The 20,117-nt window shown below is 51.1% G+C and carries 18 protein-coding genes; 8 read left to right on the forward strand and 10 right to left on the reverse strand.

Annotated features, from left to right (window positions below):
• Nucleotides 1–14 precede the first annotated feature (14 nt).
• Nucleotides 15–2,930, forward strand: coding sequence for a PD-(D/E)XK nuclease family protein (locus JTN23_RS11090; RefSeq protein ID WP_247234895.1), 2,916 nt, complete (start codon nt 15–17; stop codon nt 2,928–2,930).
• A 4-nt stretch (nt 2,931–2,934) separates the two neighbouring features.
• Here the strand turns inward: JTN23_RS11090 and JTN23_RS11095 are convergent, their stop codons facing one another.
• The 3 genes from JTN23_RS11095 to JTN23_RS11105 all read right to left on the reverse strand — a co-directional run bounded on the left by JTN23_RS11095 (nt 2,935) and on the right by JTN23_RS11105 (nt 5,024).
• Nucleotides 2,935–3,288, reverse strand: coding sequence for a DUF1801 domain-containing protein (locus tag JTN23_RS11095; RefSeq protein WP_262918506.1), 354 nt, complete (start codon nt 3,286–3,288; stop codon nt 2,935–2,937).
• A gap of 313 nt (nt 3,289–3,601) precedes the next feature.
• Nucleotides 3,602–3,793 carry a hypothetical protein gene (locus JTN23_RS11100; RefSeq protein WP_247234896.1) on the reverse strand — a complete coding sequence of 64 codons (192 nt, stop codon included), beginning with the start codon at nt 3,791–3,793 and terminating at the stop codon, nt 3,602–3,604.
• Between the two features lie 28 nt (nt 3,794–3,821).
• Nucleotides 3,822–5,024 (reverse strand): class I SAM-dependent rRNA methyltransferase, encoded by a 1,203-nt coding sequence (locus tag JTN23_RS11105; protein ID WP_247234897.1) that lies wholly within the window; start codon nt 5,022–5,024, stop codon nt 3,822–3,824.
• A 96-nt stretch (nt 5,025–5,120) separates the two neighbouring features.
• Between JTN23_RS11105 and JTN23_RS11110 the strand changes: the two genes are divergently transcribed.
• Nucleotides 5,121–6,047, forward strand: a complete 927-nt coding sequence (locus tag JTN23_RS11110; protein WP_247234898.1) for a sugar phosphate isomerase/epimerase family protein — start codon at nt 5,121–5,123, stop codon at nt 6,045–6,047.
• Here JTN23_RS11110 and JTN23_RS11115 read toward each other — a convergent pair.
• Nucleotides 6,037–7,026, reverse strand: a complete 990-nt coding sequence (locus JTN23_RS11115) for a zinc dependent phospholipase C family protein (RefSeq protein ID WP_247234899.1) — start codon at nt 7,024–7,026, stop codon at nt 6,037–6,039. The genes JTN23_RS11110 and JTN23_RS11115 overlap by 11 nt on opposite strands.
• Nucleotides 7,027–7,459: 433 nt before the next feature.
• Here JTN23_RS11115 and JTN23_RS11120 point away from each other — a divergent pair, with 433 nt between their 5' ends.
• Entirely contained in the window at nt 7,460–7,834 is a 375-nt protein-coding gene (locus JTN23_RS11120; RefSeq protein ID WP_247234900.1) for a Dabb family protein, read from the forward strand.
• Between the two features lie 73 nt (nt 7,835–7,907).
• Here JTN23_RS11120 and ung read toward each other — a convergent pair whose 3' ends face one another.
• The gene (gene ung, locus JTN23_RS11125; protein WP_247234901.1) at nt 7,908–8,573 is read right to left on the reverse strand and encodes a uracil-DNA glycosylase; all 666 of its coding nucleotides are present in this window, start codon (nt 8,571–8,573) and stop codon (nt 7,908–7,910) included.
• A gap of 106 nt (nt 8,574–8,679) precedes the next feature.
• On the opposite strand from ung, the gene apaG reads away from it, so the two are divergent.
• From apaG to JTN23_RS11140, 3 genes are all read left to right on the forward strand, one after another.
• The gene (apaG, locus tag JTN23_RS11130; protein WP_207508814.1) at nt 8,680–9,066 is read left to right on the forward strand and encodes a Co2+/Mg2+ efflux protein ApaG; all 387 of its coding nucleotides are present in this window, start codon (nt 8,680–8,682) and stop codon (nt 9,064–9,066) included.
• Nucleotides 9,067–9,138: 72 nt separating this feature from the next.
• Entirely contained in the window at nt 9,139–9,912 is a 774-nt protein-coding gene (locus JTN23_RS11135) for an O-methyltransferase (protein ID WP_247234902.1), read from the forward strand.
• 82 nt (nt 9,913–9,994) lie between these two features.
• Nucleotides 9,995–11,347 (forward strand): monooxygenase, encoded by a 1,353-nt coding sequence (locus JTN23_RS11140; RefSeq protein WP_247234903.1) that lies wholly within the window; start codon nt 9,995–9,997, stop codon nt 11,345–11,347.
• Nucleotides 11,348–11,371: 24 nt separating this feature from the next.
• On the opposite strand, the gene JTN23_RS11145 is transcribed toward JTN23_RS11140, so the two are convergent.
• The 3 genes from JTN23_RS11145 to JTN23_RS11155 form a co-directional block, all read right to left on the reverse strand.
• Nucleotides 11,372–13,852: a transglycosylase domain-containing protein gene (locus tag JTN23_RS11145; RefSeq protein ID WP_247234904.1), complete on the reverse strand. Its 2,481-nt coding sequence runs from the start codon at nt 13,850–13,852 to the stop codon at nt 11,372–11,374.
• 112 nt (nt 13,853–13,964) lie between these two features.
• Entirely contained in the window at nt 13,965–14,867 is a 903-nt protein-coding gene (locus JTN23_RS11150; protein WP_247234905.1) for a YihY/virulence factor BrkB family protein, read from the reverse strand.
• A complete protein-coding gene (locus JTN23_RS11155) occupies nt 14,842–15,081 on the reverse strand; it encodes a hypothetical protein (RefSeq protein WP_247234906.1) in 240 nt (79 codons plus the stop codon). The genes JTN23_RS11150 and JTN23_RS11155 overlap by 26 nt, the downstream gene beginning before the upstream one ends.
• A gap of 55 nt (nt 15,082–15,136) precedes the next feature.
• Between JTN23_RS11155 and JTN23_RS11160 the strand changes: the two genes are divergently transcribed.
• Entirely contained in the window at nt 15,137–16,018 is an 882-nt protein-coding gene (locus JTN23_RS11160; RefSeq protein ID WP_247234907.1) for a DUF4142 domain-containing protein, read from the forward strand.
• A gap of 138 nt (nt 16,019–16,156) precedes the next feature.
• On the opposite strand, the gene JTN23_RS11165 is transcribed toward JTN23_RS11160, so the two are convergent.
• Nucleotides 16,157–17,905 carry a DEAD/DEAH box helicase gene (locus JTN23_RS11165; protein ID WP_247234908.1) on the reverse strand — a complete coding sequence of 583 codons (1,749 nt, stop codon included), beginning with the start codon at nt 17,903–17,905 and terminating at the stop codon, nt 16,157–16,159.
• A 411-nt stretch (nt 17,906–18,316) separates the two neighbouring features.
• Nucleotides 18,317–19,453 carry an alanine dehydrogenase gene (gene ald / locus JTN23_RS11170; protein ID WP_247234909.1) on the reverse strand — a complete coding sequence of 379 codons (1,137 nt, stop codon included), beginning with the start codon at nt 19,451–19,453 and terminating at the stop codon, nt 18,317–18,319.
• Between the two features lie 187 nt (nt 19,454–19,640).
• Here ald and JTN23_RS11175 point away from each other — a divergent pair, with 187 nt between their 5' ends.
• Nucleotides 19,641–20,099, forward strand: a complete 459-nt coding sequence (locus JTN23_RS11175; RefSeq protein ID WP_247235203.1) for an Lrp/AsnC family transcriptional regulator — start codon at nt 19,641–19,643, stop codon at nt 20,097–20,099.
• The last annotated feature ends 18 nt before the right edge of the window (nt 20,100–20,117 follow it).

The following is a 20,117-nucleotide window of genomic DNA, read 5'->3' on the forward strand; positions in this document are numbered from 1 at the left end:
ACCCGATACTGAACATGACTACCTTCCTCCATCTTGTAGCAGAGCATATATTAGAGCGGCATGGTTCTTCCATGGAAAAGGTCGCCATCGTGGTACCTACCCGGCGGGCCGCCTTTTATGTGAAGCAGGAGCTGGCCAATACCACCCAGACGCCCCTCATCAGCCCAATGGTACAGGCCATTGACGACTTTGTGGAAGGTATCTGTACCCTGGAAGTAGCCGACTCAGTGAGTCTGCTCTTTGAACTATATGAAACCTTCAAGGAGATAGACCCACAGGTGCAGTTTGACCGGTTTATGGGCTGGGCGTCGGTACTGATGAGTGATCTGGATAAAATAGATCAATACCTGGTCGATACCGATTACCTCTTCGACTACATGTCGGAGGCAAAGGCCGTGGAGCGCTGGCAGAAAGACCTACCGGAGGGGCGCAATCTGCCGAATACGGGAGGTACCAAGCAGTACTTCTCACTCTTCGAAAACATCAAGAAAGTATACGCCGCCTTCCGGGCCAGGTTGTTCGATAAAGGACAAGCCTACCGGGGAATGGCCTACCGCCAGCTCGCCGAGCACGTCGACGAGCTCCTGCTGGGCCGCACCGACTACGAGATGATCTACTTCGCCGGGTTCAACGCCTTTACGGAGTCCGAGAAGAAGATTATTCAGAAACTCGTGAAAGCCAGCCGCGCCGAGGTACTCTGGGATACGGACCGGTACTACATGAACGAGAACACCGGAGTAGAAGCGGGTATCAGCCTGCGGGAGTACCGTGACAATGCCACCTTCGGAGGCTGGAAGTGGATGGGAGAGGGACTGATCAGCTCGGCCAAGACCATCACTACCTACGCGGTACCCAACGCTACCTTACAGACCAAAGTAGCCGGACAACTCTACGCCGATATGAAAGCGGGGGATGAACCGGAGGCTCCCGTGCCGACTGCCATCGTACTGGCCGATGAGAACCTGCTCCTGCCCATGCTGTACTCGCTGGACGAGGGGATTACGGACCTGAACGTGACCATGGGGCTTTCACTGCGGAACTCCATGCTGTACACCCTGATCGACTGTGTATTTGAGCTGCAGCAGAATGTAGCTGAATTCAAGACCAAGGATGGTCGCACGCTGCGCATCCCCAAGTTCAACCATAAGTCCATCACCAAGGTACTTAACCACCCGTTTATCCGGCACTACGAGCAGATCGCCATGGTACCCGGCGCCGACGGACTGACCGCTATCCAGCGTACCCTGCGGGAGATCAACGAAAATAACCGCGTTTTCCTGAGTGGCGATGAGCTCTCTACCATCGCTGATGGTCAGGACCTTGGGTTATTCAAGGTACTGTTTACCCGCTGGGCCAAGGACAATCCCAGGCAGGTACTCAGGACCTTCTATGATCTGATAGATTTGCTGCGGGAGGTATACCGTGATTATAAGAACGCCCTGGAGACAGAGTACCTGTACCTGTTTTATACGCTGCTCAAGCAATTTGAGCAGACACTCGAGAGGCGCTCTGAGCCCCTGACGCTGCGTACGTTGCGCTCGTTCCTGTACGAGCTCATCCGGCAGACGCGCATCCCGTTCAGTGGGGAGCCCATCAGCCCGTTACAGATCCTGGGTATGCTCGAGACCCGGGCGCTTGATTTTGAGCGGATCATCATTCTGTCACTCAACGAGGGCGTACTTCCCCAGGCCAAGAAGCAGAATTCGCTCATTCCCTTTGACATTGCTCAGGAGGTGGGGCTACCTACGCACCAGCACCAGGAGGCCGTGATGTCATACCACTTTTACCGGCTCCTTCAGCGGGCTAAGGACGTACATATGCTCTACGTAAGTACCAACGACTCGCCGGGTGGAGGCGAAAAGAGCCGCTTTGTGCAGCAGGTGGAGTTTGAGCTGACGCAATACAACAAGGCCATTCAGGTCATAAATAAAGTAGTGGAGTTTGAGGAGCGGCAGGTGGAGAAACTGAGCGAGGAGGTCCTCAAGGATGAGCCCATGCTGGCATCCATCCGGATGCAGCTAGGTACCAAGGGCCTCTACCCAACCCACCTCAACCAGCTAGTCCGCTGCTCCATGCAGTTCTATCTGAAACATGTCGTAGGGGTAGAGGACAAGGAAGAGATTGAGGAGGACCTGGGCATGGATAAGATAGGTACCTGGCTCCACGCCAGCCTCGAGCGCCTCGACCAGGAGTACTTCCTCCTGGGTATAGATCCTACCGAGGAGCAGATCAGGGCCGTACTCCGGGAGGAATTTGAGCAGCTATTCCGGGGGTACGTGACTGAGGAGGGACTCAACCGCATCTACTATCAGATCGGGGAGCAGCAGATCCTTACTTTCCTGAACCACCAGATGGCTGCCCAGCCGCGCCGGAGGGTCATTGCCGCCGAACAGCCCCTGCGCGCGGAGGTACAGTTCGAGATAGGAGGGAGTCCGGTCACGATACAGATAGGCGGAAAGATCGATCGCGTGGAGCTGAGCGATGACGGTACCCTGTACGTGATGGACTACAAAACCGGCAGCGTGCAGCTGAGTGGATCGAGGAGCCTGTCTGACCCGGCCAAAAAAGAGCAGATACTACTCACGGATACGGATATCAAAGCGGGCTACGAGCGGCAACTATGGCTGTACAAGTACCTTATGTATAAAAAGATGGTGGACGGCTCTGGCCTGGTGATTAATGATGTGACGTACCCCTCCGAAAGCTACCGGATTCAATCGGGCTTCTATTCCTTCCGGGATCCGACTAGTCTCAAAGCCAGTCAGCTGGACCTGGTTGAAGATGGTGGGGCGGAGCCCTTCATTGCGGAGTCGGAGCGGCTGCTCAAAGAGCTGGTTAGTGGCTTGCTGAACCCGGAAGTACCCTTCCGGCAGACGCAGGACCTCAACGTATGTGTCTACTGTGATTACCGCGGTATCTGTGGCCGGTAGGTGCCTAGTTCTGGAGCAGCAGAGCCTCCTGGATAACTTCCCGTATGGCTTCCTCTCGAAACACAAAATCATCGTAGGTCTTAAACTCAATGGAGCGGACGGTTTTTCGGCCCCGCTCCAGTAGTACTCCTGCCTCATTGCCTAGCAGGTGGCCCTTCGTGAAACCTATTTCTACGCAATTCCACTTTTTGATGTAGGCGAGGTAGCACCACGATGAGCCCCGGTAGTAATAGAAGGGAATACCCCAGTTTAGCTTGCAGGTGATGTTGTCCTCCGACAGCAGGATCACCTTGTGCAAAGCGTATAAGGTTCTACGTATTTGGGGATTTTGTTGGACAAAGTAATCTTCAGCCGTCATTTCTAAAATAACGTTGCTTCCGGTAAGAGCAGATAATGGCTAATATAGTAGTAGTTACAAAGGCCATAGTTGTCAATAAAATAGCTCATAATCAACAAAAAGTTATCAAGTGGTCGTTCTTGTTATTTTTTGATTAGGGCCTATTCCAACCCTACTGGCACACTCTTGGTCTTTTATACATGAAAGACGAAGGTATGACAGCAGTACTTATGCGAATCGTTATGGGAATTATCTGGCTGGTAGCGCTGGTTGTTACCTGCCTGGTGATGGTAGTACTTCTGCCATTTATTCTGCTATTTGTCCGTAACTGGCCTCAGCTCTTTTCCTCGCTGGGCAGCAAGTACCGCCTGCGTACTTCATTGATGAGAAACTTCTTCTGAGTAGTGAAGCTATCCGGATGCATGGCTCCGAATAGCTCCTGCCACTCCTGATAGCGATCAGGCTCCGCCTTCGCAAAAGCCTGCGCGTTTATTTTTTTCTGCTTTAAGTATTCCAGAAATTCCATTGCTGTTATTTTTCCTGTTGGGTTTAGATTAATCTACCCGCACGACCAGCCCCTTGAGGTAACTACCTTCGGGGTGAAAAATATTGACCGGATGGTCGGGACCCTGCGTAAGCTGATGTAGTACCCGCACAGGACGCCCTACTTCCATTGATGCTGCTACAATGGTATTATAAAACAGCTCCCGGTCTACCACCTGTGAGCACGAGAAGGTAAACAGCAGTCCTCCCGGCTTTACCCGTTTGAGACCTTCGGAGTTTAGCCGCTTATACCCCTGTACAGCCCGGTGCCGTGCCGACAGACTTTTGGCAAAGGCCGGTGGATCCAGTACTACGATATCATACTGCTCCTCTTCGTTTTTGAGCCATTTCATCACATCCTCCGTAATGGCATGGTGACGCTCCTGCCCCTCATTAAGGGCTACATTATTCTCACAAAGTACCATGGCTTTACCCGAAATATCCACCGAATGTACTTCGGCCGCGTCGGCCGTGAGACCATATACTGAGAATCCACCCGAGTAGCAGAAGGCATTCAGGACCTTCTTGCCAGCCGCGTAGTGAGCCAGCAGGTTGCGGTTTTCGCGCTGATCCAGAAAGAAGCCCGTCTTCTGTCCCTTCTCCCAGTCTATCTCAAAGGTACGGCCGTACTCTTCCACCTTATGCGGCAGGGCCACTTCGCCGTACAGGTAGCCATTCTGGATGCCGGAGGCATACGAACCGGGAAGGGTTTCTTTGCTCTTATCGTAGATCGCTTTTAAGTCTTCTCCGATTACATTCTTAAGGGCCTCGGCCAGTTCATGCCGGGTGCGGTGCATGCCTATGGTATGTGCCTGCAGTACGGCCACTCCATTGTAGTAGTCGACAATCAGGCCGGGTAGGCCGTCGCCTTCGCCGTGTACCAGGCGGTAGCAGTTAGTAGCGGGCAGTTCGAGTTGCTGGCGGGCCTCGTAGGCGTTGCGGAACTTGCTTTCCCAGAACTCGGGTCCGATGTCGGTAGGGGTGTGGGTCAGGATGCGTACCTTGATGCTGCCGTCGTGGTAGTGGCCAATGGCCAGGAACTGCCCCCCGGAGCCAACTACCTGTACCAGGTCACCGTCCTGCACCTGTTTATCTGCTTTGGCGATAGCCCCCGAGAACACCCACGGGTGCAGGCGTTTAAGGGCTTCTTCCTTTCCTCTGTGTAAAATGATACGCGGTAATTCGCTATATGATGAAGTGTTGTTAGGAGTCATTTCGGGATTTATCAATTAAATTCGGCCTTCTGCAGCCTTATAGCTGTAAGTAATCATACAAAATTAGTTAAAAATTAACCCTAAGCTTACTTATCTATGGCATACAATCGCCGTTTCTTTCTGAAAGCTGCTGGTATGGCTGCTGCCGGTTCACTGGCCTGGCCACTTGCTTCCTGTTCCAATTCGGGTAATTCCAGCGAAGGAGGAGCCACCGCCGAAGGAGATTCTACTACCACAGCTGGCCCGGCTACGGTCGCTGCCGCCTCTGAATTTGGTATCCAGTTGTACAGTGTGCGCGACCTCATCGGCAAGGATCCCAAGGGCGTGATCAAGCAATTGGCAGGCCTGGGCTACAAAAAGGTCGAGAGCTATCAGGGAGACCAGGGGGTATTCTGGGGAATGACTCCAAAAGAATTCAAGGCCTATATGGATGAGGTAGGTATGACAGCCGTAAGTACCCACGCTGATACTACCAAAGATCTGGAAAAGCTGGCTGGACAGGCCGCCGAAGCCGGACTCAGCTACGTGCTTCAGCCATACATAGGCGCGCAGAAGTCGCTGGACGAGTGGAAAAGAAGGGCCGAGGAATTTAACAAACGGGGTGAAATCTGTAACCGGGCTGGTGTCAGATTTGGCTACCACAACCACGACTACTCGTTCCAGACGCTGGACGGACAGATGCCCCAGCAGATCCTGCTGGACAACACCGATCCATCGCTGGTAATGTATGAGCTGGACCTGATGTGGATTGTAGCCGCTGGGGTAGATCCCGTTGAGCATATGACCAAGTACGCCGGCCGCTACGAGCTGTGCCATATCAAGGATCTGCAGCGCGAGCCCAAGCCGCATTCGGTTAACCTCGGTCAGGGTATCATAGATTTTGCCAAGATACTGCAGGGAGCTGCCGACAACGGCATGAAGCACTATATCGTGGAGCAGGAAGAGTATCCTGAGTCAGTAATGGCCAGTATGGATCAGAATGCTCAGTACATGAAGCAACTCACCGGAGCCACTAAGGTGTAATATCGTCCGCCTCGGGCCTTACCCGCAGAAGCCGCCGCAGCCACCCTTGTTGCTCGGCGGCTTCCTGTTTTTTATCCTCCTCCGTAAACCGTAGCTCCGACAGGGGAGCCAGATCAGGCTGACCGGCGTTGATCCAGGCGGTATACCACAGATCGGCCACCATACGCACTGAGGCTCGCATCTGCCGCTCTACCTGCCCCTGCAGCAGCTGGTGGTACTTTCTGGAAAACTCCGCTGAATACGTCCGTACCAGTACCCCGTTGCGGGTTTCGTAGCTGTACTTCCGGTCGTCGCTGAATTCCTGACTGAGCTGTCTTTCCAGGAGCAGCACCGTATCCGTGGCCGCGTGTGTACGGGCTACGGCTTCCCATATGGCTCGGGCCGGATGTTCTATATAGGTAGCAGGACCGGTCCACAGCTCGAAGTGGGAGGCAAAGAGCTCCGGCAGGCGCGACTCCCAGAAGCCATGAATGCCTTCCTGCCCGGTGAGTTGTCCGTTGTAGTTGCGTGTCGTATGTAAGGGTACGTGAGCATCGGCCACATAGTGCCCCAGATCCGCCGAAATTCGCAGGATACGCCGGGCATCTTTGGCCTGGAAGGCTTCGGTGAGCTGGTACGTGGCGGTCTGGATGTACCAGGGTACTATGCCGTGCTTACGGAGGCTGTCTTCGCCGAATTTTTCCTTCGCCGCTGACCAGTACAGAGGCAGTACCTGCAAAGCACTGTCACCGTACACATCCAGATCTATATAATGGCGTTCGGCTTCACCGACTACGGCGTACCTGCGCTGATCGGGGTTGACGGCGTTATCGGCCAGGTACCCAATGTGTTTCTTGTAAAAGACCAGCATCTCGGGCGGCAGACGGTATACCGCCAGGCGATTGATATGACGGTGAGCCCAGAAGCCCCAGTGGGGGCGGAAGCCAAAAGAAACTAGAGAAAGCAGGAGCAGGAGGGCAAACAGGGACAAGCGATTCAAAAAAATCTGAAATTTTCTCTTCAAGCCACCCATATTTGGGAGAACCGGTACCAAAGAAAATTTCGAACCTTTATTTTCTCTCATAACTGCCATATTTGCTGAAACTGAAAGTTTTATAGGCAAAAGCTTCTCAGTCAAAATCCTGTTTTTCCGTTTTACACATTTTTTAAGGCTGGCCTATATAAAAAAGAGTAGCCTCTTCTTCTACCAGATGAATTATTCATTTACAGGTCTCCAAATTTTATTTCTTCCTTCGCCAGTATTTATCATTTATATTTTTCGAAGTAGCTATTTTACAAAATTAGTAACATTTTTTGTTAGAATAGTTCAATATTTAAAAATCTTTATACCTTTGTGAGGTAAATAATACACAACACTCATTTCCAGCAGTCAAGATTAAAAAATGAAGCCTAAAAATAAATTTTTCGGATACATGGTCCCGGTCTTTGTACTGGGTGTATTTATGCTGATAATCTACGGAGCCTATACTCCCCACCAGAAAGCCGGGATGCAGCGCGTAGTATGTGTGAAGTTCAAAGCCGATGCCACCCAGGCCGACATTGACAAGCACCTGCGCGAGTTTGCCGGCCTGCGCCGGGAGATACCCGATATAGTAGGCTACTCAGCCGGTCGTGTACTGGATAACGAAGGTACCAGCGGCGAGTTTGATGTAGTACATTACATTACGTTCCGAAACGAAGAAGGCATCGCTTCTTTCACCAGCCACCCCAAGCGCCAGGCCTTCGTTGCTTCCAACAAAGCACACTGGGAAAATGTGCTGGAAGTCAATTCGGACATTGAGAAGTAAAAAGAAGAAGAGGATTAGTTAAAAAAAGAGCCGCTCTATGAGTCGGCTCTTTTTTATGGGTGTATCTGGATAGTTACCAGTCTATTTCGGCTTGTCCTCGGGACCTGAGGTACTCATTGGCCTTGCTGAAGTGCTTCGTACCAAACCAACCTCCCCATTTGGCTGCCATGGGAGAGGGATGGGTCGCTTTAAGTACATAGTGTCTGGCCTCATCGATGATCTTACCTTTCTCCTGCGCGTACTTACCCCACAGCATAAACACCAGCCCTTCCTTCTCGTCGTTGAGGTGCTTGATGACTGAGTCGGTAAAGGTTTCCCAGCCTTTGCCCTGATGCGAGCCGGGATCTCCTTCCCGCACGGTCAGCGTGGCATTAAGTAGTAGTACTCCCTGTACAGCCCACCGTTCCAGATTTCCCGAAGTGGGGACGGGCTTGCCCAAATCGTCCTGTATTTCCTTGAAAATATTCAGTAACGAAGGAGGCTTCCGCACCCCATCATTGACGGAGAAACTAAGTCCGTGCGCCTGCCCCTGTCCGTGGTAGGGATCCTGCCCCAGAATGACTACCTTGCAGGTATCGAAGGGGCATTTGTCGAAAGCATTAAATATCAGGCGTCCGGGCGGGTACACCTTCTGGGTTTCGTATTCTTTTTTAACAAATTGAATCAGGTCCTTAAAGTATGGTTTTTCAAATTCGGGCTGAAGTCGGTTTTTCCAGGATTCTTCGATTTGGACGTTCATGGGCTGGAATAAAAATTGAGAGTTAAAATTAATAGGAATGGAGGCTTGTATTTATAAACTTAGCTTCACTATTTTCGTTTAACAAAAAAATCTCTTCCTACGCTGTATGGTATCTGAAGTGACTGAGGGTGTAAAGGTGACCGTCCTGACTGAGTATCAGCCGGACTACTCAAGTCCGCGTCAGGCTCATTTTGTATTTACGTACAAGGTAGTAATAGAAAACCACAGCGAAAATACAATTAAACTGCTGCGTCGGCACTGGCTTATCTACGATTCGAACGGCACCGTCCGCGAAGTGGAGGGGGAAGGCGTGGTAGGGCAGCAGCCTGTACTGGAGCCCGGTGAGGTACACGAGTACGTATCGGGCTGTAACCTGCGTACCAACCTGGGTAAGATGGCCGGTACCTACCTGATGGAGCGGGTACTGGACGGCCGACAGTTCCGGGTGGTGATTCCGGAGTTCACGCTCATCGTACCTTATCGCCTCAATTAACCCGTACATTTGTTTATCCTACCAATCAGCCGTTTCTTTGCCGGTAGTGTTAATTAAACGTTTGTAGTCTCCTTGGTTATCTCTTACATCAAGTACCTGCTTCGCTCTGGTAATGAGCATTCTATACATTCGCCTTTTGTTTACGATCTGTATACCAAAGTAATCCGTCCCAGAGACCAGCACCCTGATTATGCTCAGCTGCGGACTCTCCGGAAGCAGATGCTGGCTTCCACCGAAGAAATAGAAGTGCTGGATCTGGGAGCGGGCTCGCGCGTCAACCGCTCGAATAAACGGAAGGTACGTCAGATTGCCAAAAATGCCGAAAAGCCCGAGCGTTTTGGGCGATTGTTCCACCGGCTGGTACGTCACTTACAGCCCGCTACCGTACTCGAGCTGGGTACTTCCCTGGGTCTTACCACGCTGTACTTTGCCAAAGCCAATCCTGAAGGAAAAGTAATCACCCTGGAAGGCTGCCCCGAAACGGTACGGCTGGCGCGTACCAATTTTGATAAAGCCGGCGAATCAAAGATTAAGGTAGTTACGGGTAATATTGACGAAACCCTGGGGCAGACGCTGAAAGCGCTGGATCAGCCGCTGGACATGGTGTACTTCGATGCCAACCACCGGTACGAGCCTACCGTCAGGTACTTTGAGACCTGCCTGCCCCATGCCTCCAACGAGAGTCTGTATATTTTTGATGATATTTACTGGTCCGACGAGATGACCCGGGCCTGGGAGTACATCAAGGCACATCCGCAGGTGACGGTAACCGTAGATCTGTTCTGGATCGGGCTGGTGTTTTTCCGGAAAGAGCAGGTAAAGGAAAACTTTGTTTTGCGTTTCTGACCAATTTACTGCCCCTACCTGCCGTTATTTTACCAAAGATTAGTTTCTTTGAATATCTACGCGTGCATCTCCATACCTGATTATGAAAAAGATATACTTCTACGGCCTGCTGCTGGCGGCTACCGCGTCCGCGGTAGTGAGCTGCAAGGAAAACACTCCCGCAACTGAGCCGGCTGAGTTAGCCACCTATGACCTGATTCAGGACCGGATCCTTACACCTACCTGCGCCACGGCAGGCTGCCACGCCTCCGAAAGTGATAATTCATTCAGACAGCATAGCCTGGTACTGGCCAAAGGCAAATCCTACGAGAATCTGATCAATAAACTCTCCAGCCAGCCGGATGCTAAGAGCGAAGGCATGATGCGGGTAAAGCCGTATAACTCCAACGAGAGCCTGCTGTACCATAAGCTCAACTGGGACACCTCTCACCACGGCGGCAAGCAGTACGGGTTGCCCATGCCCATGGGAGGGGAGCCTCTGAGTGTGGGCCAGACGGAATTTATCCGCCGGTGGATAGAAGCGGGAGCACCGCGTACCGGCAATGTAGTGGATACTACGCTGCTCAGTGATAAAACTCCCGCGAACCAGGTTGAATTTGAAGGGCTAACAGCTCCGGCTGCCGGGCAGGGCGTACAAATGCGACTGGGACCTTTTGAGGTAGCGCCCAACTTTGAGCGGGAGCTGTTCAGTCGTCGTATGGTGGGCAATAATGAAGAACTATATGTACACCGGGTGGAGATAAAAATGCGCCCCGGTAGCCACCACTTTATTCTGTACGATTTTGCTGATAAGTCGAAACTGCCGGCGCTTAATGACCTGCGTGACCTCCGCAATGCCAATGGGGGAATCAACTTCGGAACCTTTGCCTCCATGCAGAACCATGTCTTCTGGACCGGCACCCAAACGCCCAGCCACGACTATACCTTTCCGGAAGGAGCGGCTCTGCGGGTACCTGCTGGCGCCTCATATGATATGAATTCGCACTATGTAAACAAGACGGATCAGACGATGCGGGGAGAAGTACATGTTAACCTGTACACGACTCCGAAAGAAAAGGTAAAGCACGTTGTAGAATCACTGAATCTGGCCAATGAAAACCTTAACCTGGCGGCCGGGCAGCGTACCACGGTGTCTAAGACATTTACGTTCAAGAAGCCCATTAAGGTACTGATGCTGACATCGCACACCCACAGCCGGGGTGAGAAGTTTGTGATCAGGATCAATGGAGGGCCTCGTAATGGGGAAGTTGTATATGAAAGTACCGATTGGGAACATCCGCTGATCAAGAACTTCCCGGCGCCTATTGAACTGAAAGCGGGCGAAGGCCTTACCTCCGAGATTACTTATAATAACACCACCAACCAGACCATCCGATTCGGGCTCACGAGTGAGGAGGAAATGGGAATCATCTTTGGCTACTACTACGAAGAGTAGCCAAAGATGATCTGATTATTCTTATTATTCTTCCTGGGGATCATTTCTGTTTTTCCGCTTGAACAGGTTACGGAGGCGGTTGCCTCTTCTTTCTTTCTGCTCTTCTCTTTCCTGACGGCGGATTTCCTGTTGCTCCATACGCTCCTGGCGGCGCTCCGGATTCCCCAGATTAAAGGGGAGTGATTCCAGAACCCGGTCAAAGAAGGAGTCATCCTCCTTGGGCGGATCGGGTATATAAGAGGCACAGCTGAGGAGTTCTTCTATTTCAGGAGTTATAGCCTCGAACTTGGTACCTTTTATAACAGACGCTTCATCATCTTTGACCAGTCGCGAAACAAAGTCTCCCCAGACCGGTAAGGCGGTGCTGGAGCCCTGGCCGAGTTCGAGGGTACGGAAGCGCACCAGCGGACTTTCGGCACCTACCCACACACCCGCTACCAGGCCAGGTACAATACCTATAAACCAGCCATCGCTCTGATTCTGGGTGGTACCGGTTTTGCCGGCAATGTCCAGCCTCAGGCCAAACTCCGACTGCAGACGCCGGGCGCTGCCATCCTCTACCACCGCTTTCATCATGCCGAGCATAAGGGCTGCGTTTTCGGCAATAAGTACTTTCTTACCGCGTTCGGGTCTGTTCTGACGTAGTACCCGTCCCGTCCGGTCGACGATGCGGGTTACGTAGATGGGCTCGCTGCGCCGTCCCTCATTGGCAAAGGCCGTATAGGACGTTACAATCTCAAGCAGGGAGATATTAGCCGTACCCAGTGCTATGGAAGGTACCCGTGGAAGCTCACTCCTGATACCCATATTACGCGCCAGCCGGATGGTGGGATCTACCCCAACTTTCAGGATCAACTGGGCCGAAATGGTATTCAGTGAGTTGGAGAGCGCCCCTTTCATGGAGTACTTACCACCGTATCGGTTGCTCGCGTTCTGCGGGCGCCAGTCTTCGTATTCCTTATAGGTAGTAAGTACATTGGGGAAGTACGTACAGGGCTCGATACCACGCTGCAGGGCAGCCGCGTATACAATAGGCTTAAAGGTAGAGCCTACCTGCCGCTTGGAGAGCACGTGGTCGTACTTGAACAGATTGTGGTTGATTCCGCCTACCCACGCCAGTACGTGACCTGTTTCGGGGTTCATCGCCACTAAGCCGGTGTTCAGGAAACGCTGGTAGTAGGCCAGTGAGTCCATAGGGCTCATGGTCCGTTTGACGGGGCCGTTCCAGCTGAACAGGGTCATGGGTACCGGCTTTCTGAATACTTCCCGTATCTCTTCATCCGATAGTCCCTGCTCTTTCAGTACCCGATATCTTCGGGATACCCTTAGAGCATTATCAAGTACTGTCTTGTCGTTGCCCCAGGGGGTACGTCCTTTCCAGTGTTCGTTGAATTGCTTCTGCAAAGCTGCCATGCGGGCACGTACAGCGCGCTCGGCGGCCTGCTGTACCCTTGAATCAATGGTAGTATATATCCTCAGACCATCGGTGTACAGGTTATACGGATCACCGTTCGGTTTGGTCTGGTTGGAGCACCACTCGGCCAGTTCCTGACGTAACTGCTCCCGGAAGTAGGGGGCGATATTTTCGTTTTGTACCTTTTGCTCACGGGTCAGCTTCAGGGGGAGCTTCTTGAGCGATTCTGCCTTCTCGGGAGTAAGGTATTTGTACTTGGCCATCTGGTTCAGTACCACGTTACGCCGGAGCTTGGCCCGTTCGGGACGGTTAATGGGATTGTACGAGGTAGTGGCCTTCAGCATCCCGATAAGTACCGCCGCCTGCTCAGCTTTGAGCTTACTGGCAGGTACATTGAAGAAGTACCGGGAGGCTCGTTCAATACCGAATATATTACCTCCAAAAGATACGGTATTCAGGTACAGTTCCAGGATTTCTTCCTTGCTGTAAACCATTTCGAGCCGACGGGCCATGATCATTTCCCGCAGCTTGTTGATGGGCATCTCGAGGTACCGGTAGTCCCGTCGCGGGTAGAGGTTTTTGGCCAGCTGCTGGGTGATCGTACTACCACCCCCTGAGCTTTCGTCCTGCATCATGAGCGTCTTGACGGCCACCCGACCCAGGCTTCGCATATCTACCCCCCGATGTTTATAGAAACGGACGTCTTCGGTTGCTACGAGTGCCTTAAAGGTTACCGGTGAGATCTGATTATAGCTGACATTGGTACGGTCATAGATAAAGTACCTGCCGAGCAGTACACTGTCAGCCGAGTACACCTCCGAGGCGGTATCGTTACGTTTGTCCCGTAATTCTTTACGGGATGGGATCTCACCAAAAAATCCCATCCAGACCGCAATAATGAAGGCAACGCAGGCCGTACCAAACAGGATGGTAAATCCGACGATGGTAAAGAAGGTGATTCGAAGAACATCTTTAAACTTGACCTCCCTCCAGTTATAGGTCCGGATACGGTGAGGTAGTTGCCTCCAGTAGGAAACAGAAAATAGATTTTGCAGTCGCTGGTAATTCTTTTGCCAAAATGTCCTTGCCAAGGTTTAAGTAGTTTGTTGTACTTGTGGATTATGCCGGATCAGATAAAAAAGCTATGCCCGGTGTAGTTACAACTAATTAGCGGGCAAAAAGTCTGTGATACTCGTATAGGGCTTAGGTTTTTGGTCTGAAGTAGTGAGGTTTCTCTTCTACCTTACTCTCATATAGTTCGTAGCGGTACGCCTTTCTGATGGGCCTGATCGGTTTGCGCTGGGTATCACTAAGTACCTTTATAAACGCTCCCCCGTAGTAAAAAATGATAGAGGAGTAGAAAACAAACAGCATAATGAGTACTATGGACCCGGAGGCTCCGTATATGGTGCTGATATTGTTGTAGGTAAGGAGCCAGCGGAGTATGAGTTTTCCGCCATTGAGCAGCACCGCCGTAAAGAACCCACCCATCAGGGCCAGATTCCAGTCCGGGCGACCATCCGTCAGGTACCTGAACAGTATACAAAACCATATGGTGACAATAGCGATAAAAAACAGCTCATTGATCAGGTAGTTGACTATCATGCTGTTGTCCGGGAGCAGGAATACAAGGTAGTTGCCAATCAGAGCCATCAGCCCCTCGGACAGTACACCTATGATGAACAGCAAGCCCGCCAGCAGAATAATCCCCAGGGACCGCAGCCGCAGCTTAAGCCTGAATTTCAGGCCGGGTTTGTCCTTGACCCGGATACTCCATATCTGATCAAGGGAGTTTTTAACGACGCTGAACAGGGTGGTGGCTATCACCATCAGAAACAGGAAGCCACCCAGGGCCACGTACCATTCCTTGTTAAGTGCCCTTATGTTTTCGATCACCAGATTGATCTGGGCCGCCCCTTCCTTTCCTATAATAGCTCCAATGTCTTTGATTAGTTGCGAACTGAGGGTAGTAGGGTTAATGATCAGCCCGAAGAGCTGAACCAGGATGATGAGAATGGGAGGTAAAGCGAACGTGGTAAAAAAGGCCGTAGCCCCGGCCATCCTGAGCGGGTCGTTCTGCTTAAGCACAATCAGGGCCTTCTTCATCAGCCTTAGCAATCGGCCCGTACCCGTAGCTGACTTTTTTACGACTCTTTTGATTCTGGCCAACGTACCGAATGGATGAGTAAAAGAATGAACTATAATGGGTTACATGCTTAACTACCAATACCGGCTCTATTGTTTGAATGATCTTTGAAACGGGGAGGGTGAAGTAGTAGGTACTGAGCAGGTAGCTGAGGGTCAGGAGTGGTGGTGACATAGTGGTATGTTTTTTTTAGGAACCAATCCAACACCATTATTTAAATCATCATAAAATGAAAAAGAACTTATTAAACATAATGCTGGTAGCCACTTTGCTTTCAGCAGCCGCGTGTAGAAATACAGAAAACGATAGCAGTGGAAACCATGAGCTGGCTCAGGATCTGGAAGGACAGGAGACCACCATGTTTCATGACGATACAACCGGCGGTAGAATGAATACCGGTAAGGAAGCCGGAATGGGAGACGCAGACAGAATGAGTGATCCCGATTTTGCCAGAAATGTAGCCGAAAGCAGCATGATGGAAGTACAACTGGGACAGCTGGCTCAGCAGAATGCCAGTTCACAGGAAGTACGGCAGTTTGGGCAGATGATGGTCAAAGCGCATACTGCACTTAATCAGGAACTCAAACAACTCACCCAGGGAAATGGTATTGATATGCCTGGTTCACTGAGCCAGCAGGGAATGAACAAGTATACTGAAATGTCCCGGTTGAAAGGAGTTGAATTTGACCGTACCTATGCTACCATGATGGTAGAGTCGCATCAGAAAACAATGCAGATGCTGATGGATTATTCCGAGAAAACGGGACCAGGTACTGTTGATGGTTCACCCTCAGTTACCGGAACTCCCCAGGGAGGGAACACAGCTGCCGGTGGTGGTGGAAACACATCTAGTGCAGGTAGAAATACTACCAGTGGTAGTGGGGCTGCATCTGCTGCCAATGCAGGTGGTACCGATGCTAAGAACAGAAATAGTACCATGGCCGCCAATGACCTGAGAAGCTGGGCTGTGAAGAACATCCCGACCATACAGATGCACCTGGAACACGCGCAGAGATTGCAGAAGTCAGTAACTTCAAATGTAACCCGTAAGGGTGATGAGCTTACTTCGGAGCGTCAGGGTGCACAAGGTGCACAGGGTAAGCGTCAGTAGTTGGTAATCATATCATAAATAGTAAAAAGGGAACGCTGTACATGCAACGTTCCCTTTTTTAGGACTAATCTAATAAAAAGGAGCTGCACCAGTAGTGCAGCTCCTTCACTGTATATAGGATGGATCAATATCAGATTCCTACTTGGCGATGTCAATCTGTACCTGCTTACCCTTGATGGTATTACCATCCATGGCACGTAGTACGGCACGGGCATCACGCTCAGGTACATCTACAAACGTGAACTTGTCGTAGATATCGATAGCACCGATAGCTTTGCCCGGAATGTTAGCTTCACCGGCAATAGCACCTACGATATCACGTGGCTGGATGTTATCCTTACGTCCCAGACTGAGGAACAAGCGAGTCATACCTGGCTCAGCGGAAGTACGGGGAGCATTGCCACGGTCACGTGGGCCCTCACTACGACGATCACCACGAGGGCTGTCTGAACGCTCGCCCCGGCGACCATCACGGTCACGGTCAAAACGGCTGCCACGATCCCGGTCGCCAAAGCGATCACCACGTTCGCCACGCTCACGACGGTCACTGTTGCGCTTTTCTTCCCAGGCCAGGTTACTGTCGGCGTACTCGTTCTTCTGAACACCCATGATCTGCTTGGTCATTGCCGCTACTATCTGCTCAGTAGAGAAGCCACTGTGGCGTAGTGTATCCAGTACATCGTGGTAGAGTTCAAGATCTCCCTCCTGAATGGCCGAAGAGATATTCTCGATAAAGCGAGCCTTACGTACTCCAACGATATCTTCGTACGAAGGAATAACTCCTTTTTCGATCTTTACTTTTGTATAGTTCTCGATCTGACGCAGACGGAATTTCTCATCACGGGCTACCAGCGAGAATGCCTTACCAGACATACCTGCACGACCCGTACGACCGATCCGGTGTACGTAGTACTCCTCGTCCAGAGGGACATCGTAGTTGATAACAGCATCCAGACCACTTACGTCAATACCACGGGCTGCTACGTCGGTAGCTACCAGTACCGTCGTAACCGATGCTTTAAACTTACTCATTACGTTGTTACGCTGCTGCTGACGCAGGTCACCATGCAAGCCTTCGGCTGCGTAGCCACGCAGTTGCATCTCTTCCACGATTTCGTCTACCTTACGCTTGGTATTACAGAATACCAGCAACGACTGCAGGTGGTACATATCGATCAGGCGCGTCATTACTTCTACCTTGGCCTGTGGCTTTACTTCAAAGAAAACCTGCTCGATGTTCTGGTTGGTCAGCTCATTACGAACTACCTTCACCAGTACGGGGTCCTTCTGGAAACGCTTGGTGATCGACATGATCGGCTTCGACATGGTAGCCGAGAACAGGATCGTCTGACGCTCCTCGGGCATTTCGGCCAGGATGCTTTCGATGTCCTCGCGGAATCCCATATCCAGCATCTCATCCGCTTCGTCCAGTACCATCATACGTACTTCGTCAAAGCTGAGGGTGCCACGCTGCATGTGGTCCATCACCCGACCGGGAGTACCTACTACGATATGTACACCTCTCTTAAGCGAACGGATCTGGCGCTCTATGGAGTCACCTCCGTATATCACTTCAATGCGTAATCCACGGACATATTTGGCAAGACGTCCGATTTCTTCGGATACCTGCACGGCCAGTTCACGGGTTGGACACAGGATCAGGGCCTGTACCGCGTTACTCGATGTATCGATGCGCTCGAGCACCGGGATACCAAAAGCGGCGGTTTTACCCGTACCTGTCTGGGCCTGGCCAATAACATCATAGCCCTGTAGAACGGGAGGAATACCCTGGGCCTGAATAGGAGATGGCTTCTCAAAGCCCATCTCTGTTACGGCTCTCAGAATATCCTCCGATAGCCCTAACTCGGCAAATGTTTCAGTTGTCATTATATAAAAATTAGTATTATTCTAGGTATTAAACTTGGATCAAGCAGCACTATACGCTTACAGCAAAGCCTAAAATTATTAGACCAGTATAGCCTTACAGCCATATAGTGCTACCAAAAATTTCAAAAAGAGGGATTGCGCAATGTCCACCACAATACATCCGTGGGGCTCTGCAAGACGAAATCGGAAGGACCAGTTAAAATCAGGTTAAACTGGTGGCGAAACTGTCGCCTGACCCGGAGTAGAAGCAGAGAACTGAACGGATGTTCGTTCTATCTATTTTTGCAAAAGTAAGAAGAAGTATTTGTATTGCAAGCTGTGAAGGGCTATTAATTGTAATATTTTTAGAAAATAAAAAAGCGGCCAGGTCCAGGACCGGCCGCTTTAGCTTGCTGATATGAAGTGAAAAATCTATTCGGTTACCGCAGTAGGTTTGTTAAGTACACTGGTAACGTCTGTATAGGGCAGATTGAAAGCATCGGATACGCCTTTGTACACCACCTGTCCCTGTACTACATTGAGCCCTTTGCGTAGCTCTTCGTTGGTGAGGCAGGCTACCTGCCAGCCCTTGTTCGCCAGTTGCAGCGCGTAGGGGAGGGTGGCGTTGGTAAGGGCCAGGGTAGAGGTATAAGGTACGGCCCCCGGCATGTTGGCTACACAGTAGTGTACAATGTCATCTACTACATAGATAGGATCCTGATGGGTAGTAGGGTGCGACGTCTCAAAACAGCCTCCCTGATCAATGGCAACGTCCACCATTACAGTACCGGGCTTCATGAGCTTGAGCATATCTCGCGTAATGAGCGAAGGAGCCTTGGCGCCGGGTATCAGTACTCCACCCACGATCAGGTCTGACGTCTGGATGAGCTGGCGAATATTGTACTCATTGGACATTACGGTATCCACATTGGCGGGCATGATGTCTTCGAGGTAGCGCAGGCGCGGCAGGCTGATATCTACTATAGTTACGTTGGCGCCCAGACCGGCGGCCATCTTGGCGGACTGAGTACCTACTACACCACCGCCCAGTACCAGTACATTAGCGGGCTTCACACCGGCTACTCCACCCAGTAGTATGCCACGTCCACCCATGGGTTTTTCGAGGTACTTGGCACCCTGCTGGATAGCCATACGACCGGCCACTTCGCTCATAGGTACCAGCAGGGGCAGGCTGCGATCCGCTTTTTCTACGGTCTCGTAAGCCAGACACACCGCCCTGCGCCCGATCATGGCGTGGGTAAGCGCCTCTGAGGACGCGAAGTGGAAGTACGTAAAGAGTAGCTGGTCTTCCCTGATCAGGGCATACTCTCTCTCGATGGGCTCCTTTACTTTGATAATCATTTCGGCGATAGCATATACTTCCTCAATGGTAGGAAGTACTACGGCTCCGGCCTGTGTATATTCTTCATCCGAAAACCCGCTACCCTGTCCGGCAGTGGCCTGTACATAGATGGTATGGCCCTGCTTTACAAATTCGGTAACACCAGCCGGGGTGACGGCTACGCGGTTTTCGTTATTCTTGATTTCCTTCGGTACGCCTATAATCATGATCTATGATTGGTTTAGGTAGTGACTTGGGTTGCTATGCATTTGCTCTGTACAAATTTACCAGTTGTAGTAAAATTTGTTTGGATGAGCTGGAATAACAGCAAAGTTTCCTGCTGAAAGTACTAGTGTCAAAAAATATTTCTGTTTACGGCAGTTGAGTTTACCTTTGCTAAAAAAAACTTCTGCCATGCATCTGGATGCTACGGATAAAAAAATACTGGGCCTGCTCCAGAACAATGCTCAGCTTACCATGAAAGAGATTGCTTCCCGGATCAATCTTTCGCTTACACCCGTACATGACCGGATCCGGAAGCTGGAACGGGAAGGGTACATAGAGAAGTACGTGTGCCTGCTCAGCCGGCGCCGGTTGGGCAAGTCATTGCTGGTGTACTGCAACGTCACGCTGGATAAGCAGCGCAAGGAAAGTTTTGAGGAGTTCAACGCGGCCATCAGTAGTATGCCGGAGGTGCTGGAGTGCTGTGTGGTATCGGGTAATTTTGACTACCTGCTGAAAGTAGTCGCCAACGATGTAGAAGCATATAACCAGTTTTACCAGCAAAAACTCTCAGTACTTAATAGTGTACTTCACATTAGTAGTTTCTTCGTAATGTCTGAGGTTAAAAGCACTACGGAGCTTCCCCTTTGAGCAGATCGCTATTATTAG

The sequence above is a fragment of the Telluribacter roseus genome (assembly GCF_017355915.2).
Classification (GTDB): domain Bacteria; phylum Bacteroidota; class Bacteroidia; order Cytophagales; family Spirosomataceae; genus Telluribacter.

Bases quoted from the DNA above. Each gene is read 5' to 3' on its own strand.
- JTN23_RS11140 (WP_247234903.1), top strand. From the start codon at position 9,995: ATGAAAAAGATATACTTCTACGGCCTGCTGCTGGCGGCTACCGCGTCC.
- JTN23_RS11165 (WP_247234908.1), bottom strand. From the start codon at position 17,905: ATGACAACTGAAACATTTGCCGAGTTAGGGCTATCGGAGGATATTCTG.
- JTN23_RS11090 (WP_247234895.1), top strand. From the start codon at position 15: ATGACTACCTTCCTCCATCTTGTAGCAGAGCATATATTAGAGCGGCAT.
- JTN23_RS11120 (WP_247234900.1), top strand. From the start codon at position 7,460: ATGGTCCCGGTCTTTGTACTGGGTGTATTTATGCTGATAATCTACGGA.
- JTN23_RS11095 (WP_262918506.1), bottom strand. From the start codon at position 3,288: ATGACGGCTGAAGATTACTTTGTCCAACAAAATCCCCAAATACGTAGA.
- JTN23_RS11160 (WP_247234907.1), top strand. From the start codon at position 15,137: ATGAAAAAGAACTTATTAAACATAATGCTGGTAGCCACTTTGCTTTCA.
- ung (WP_247234901.1), bottom strand. From the start codon at position 8,573: ATGAACGTCCAAATCGAAGAATCCTGGAAAAACCGACTTCAGCCCGAA.
- JTN23_RS11105 (WP_247234897.1), bottom strand. From the start codon at position 5,024: ATGACTCCTAACAACACTTCATCATATAGCGAATTACCGCGTATCATT.
- JTN23_RS11110 (WP_247234898.1), top strand. From the start codon at position 5,121: ATGGCATACAATCGCCGTTTCTTTCTGAAAGCTGCTGGTATGGCTGCT.
- JTN23_RS11175 (WP_247235203.1), top strand. From the start codon at position 19,641: ATGCATCTGGATGCTACGGATAAAAAAATACTGGGCCTGCTCCAGAAC.
- JTN23_RS11155 (WP_247234906.1), bottom strand. From the start codon at position 15,081: ATGTCACCACCACTCCTGACCCTCAGCTACCTGCTCAGTACCTACTAC.
- JTN23_RS11150 (WP_247234905.1), bottom strand. From the start codon at position 14,867: ATGAAGAAGGCCCTGATTGTGCTTAAGCAGAACGACCCGCTCAGGATG.
- apaG (WP_207508814.1), top strand. From the start codon at position 8,680: ATGGTATCTGAAGTGACTGAGGGTGTAAAGGTGACCGTCCTGACTGAG.
- JTN23_RS11100 (WP_247234896.1), bottom strand. From the start codon at position 3,793: ATGGAATTTCTGGAATACTTAAAGCAGAAAAAAATAAACGCGCAGGCT.
- ald (WP_247234909.1), bottom strand. From the start codon at position 19,453: ATGATTATAGGCGTACCGAAGGAAATCAAGAATAACGAAAACCGCGTA.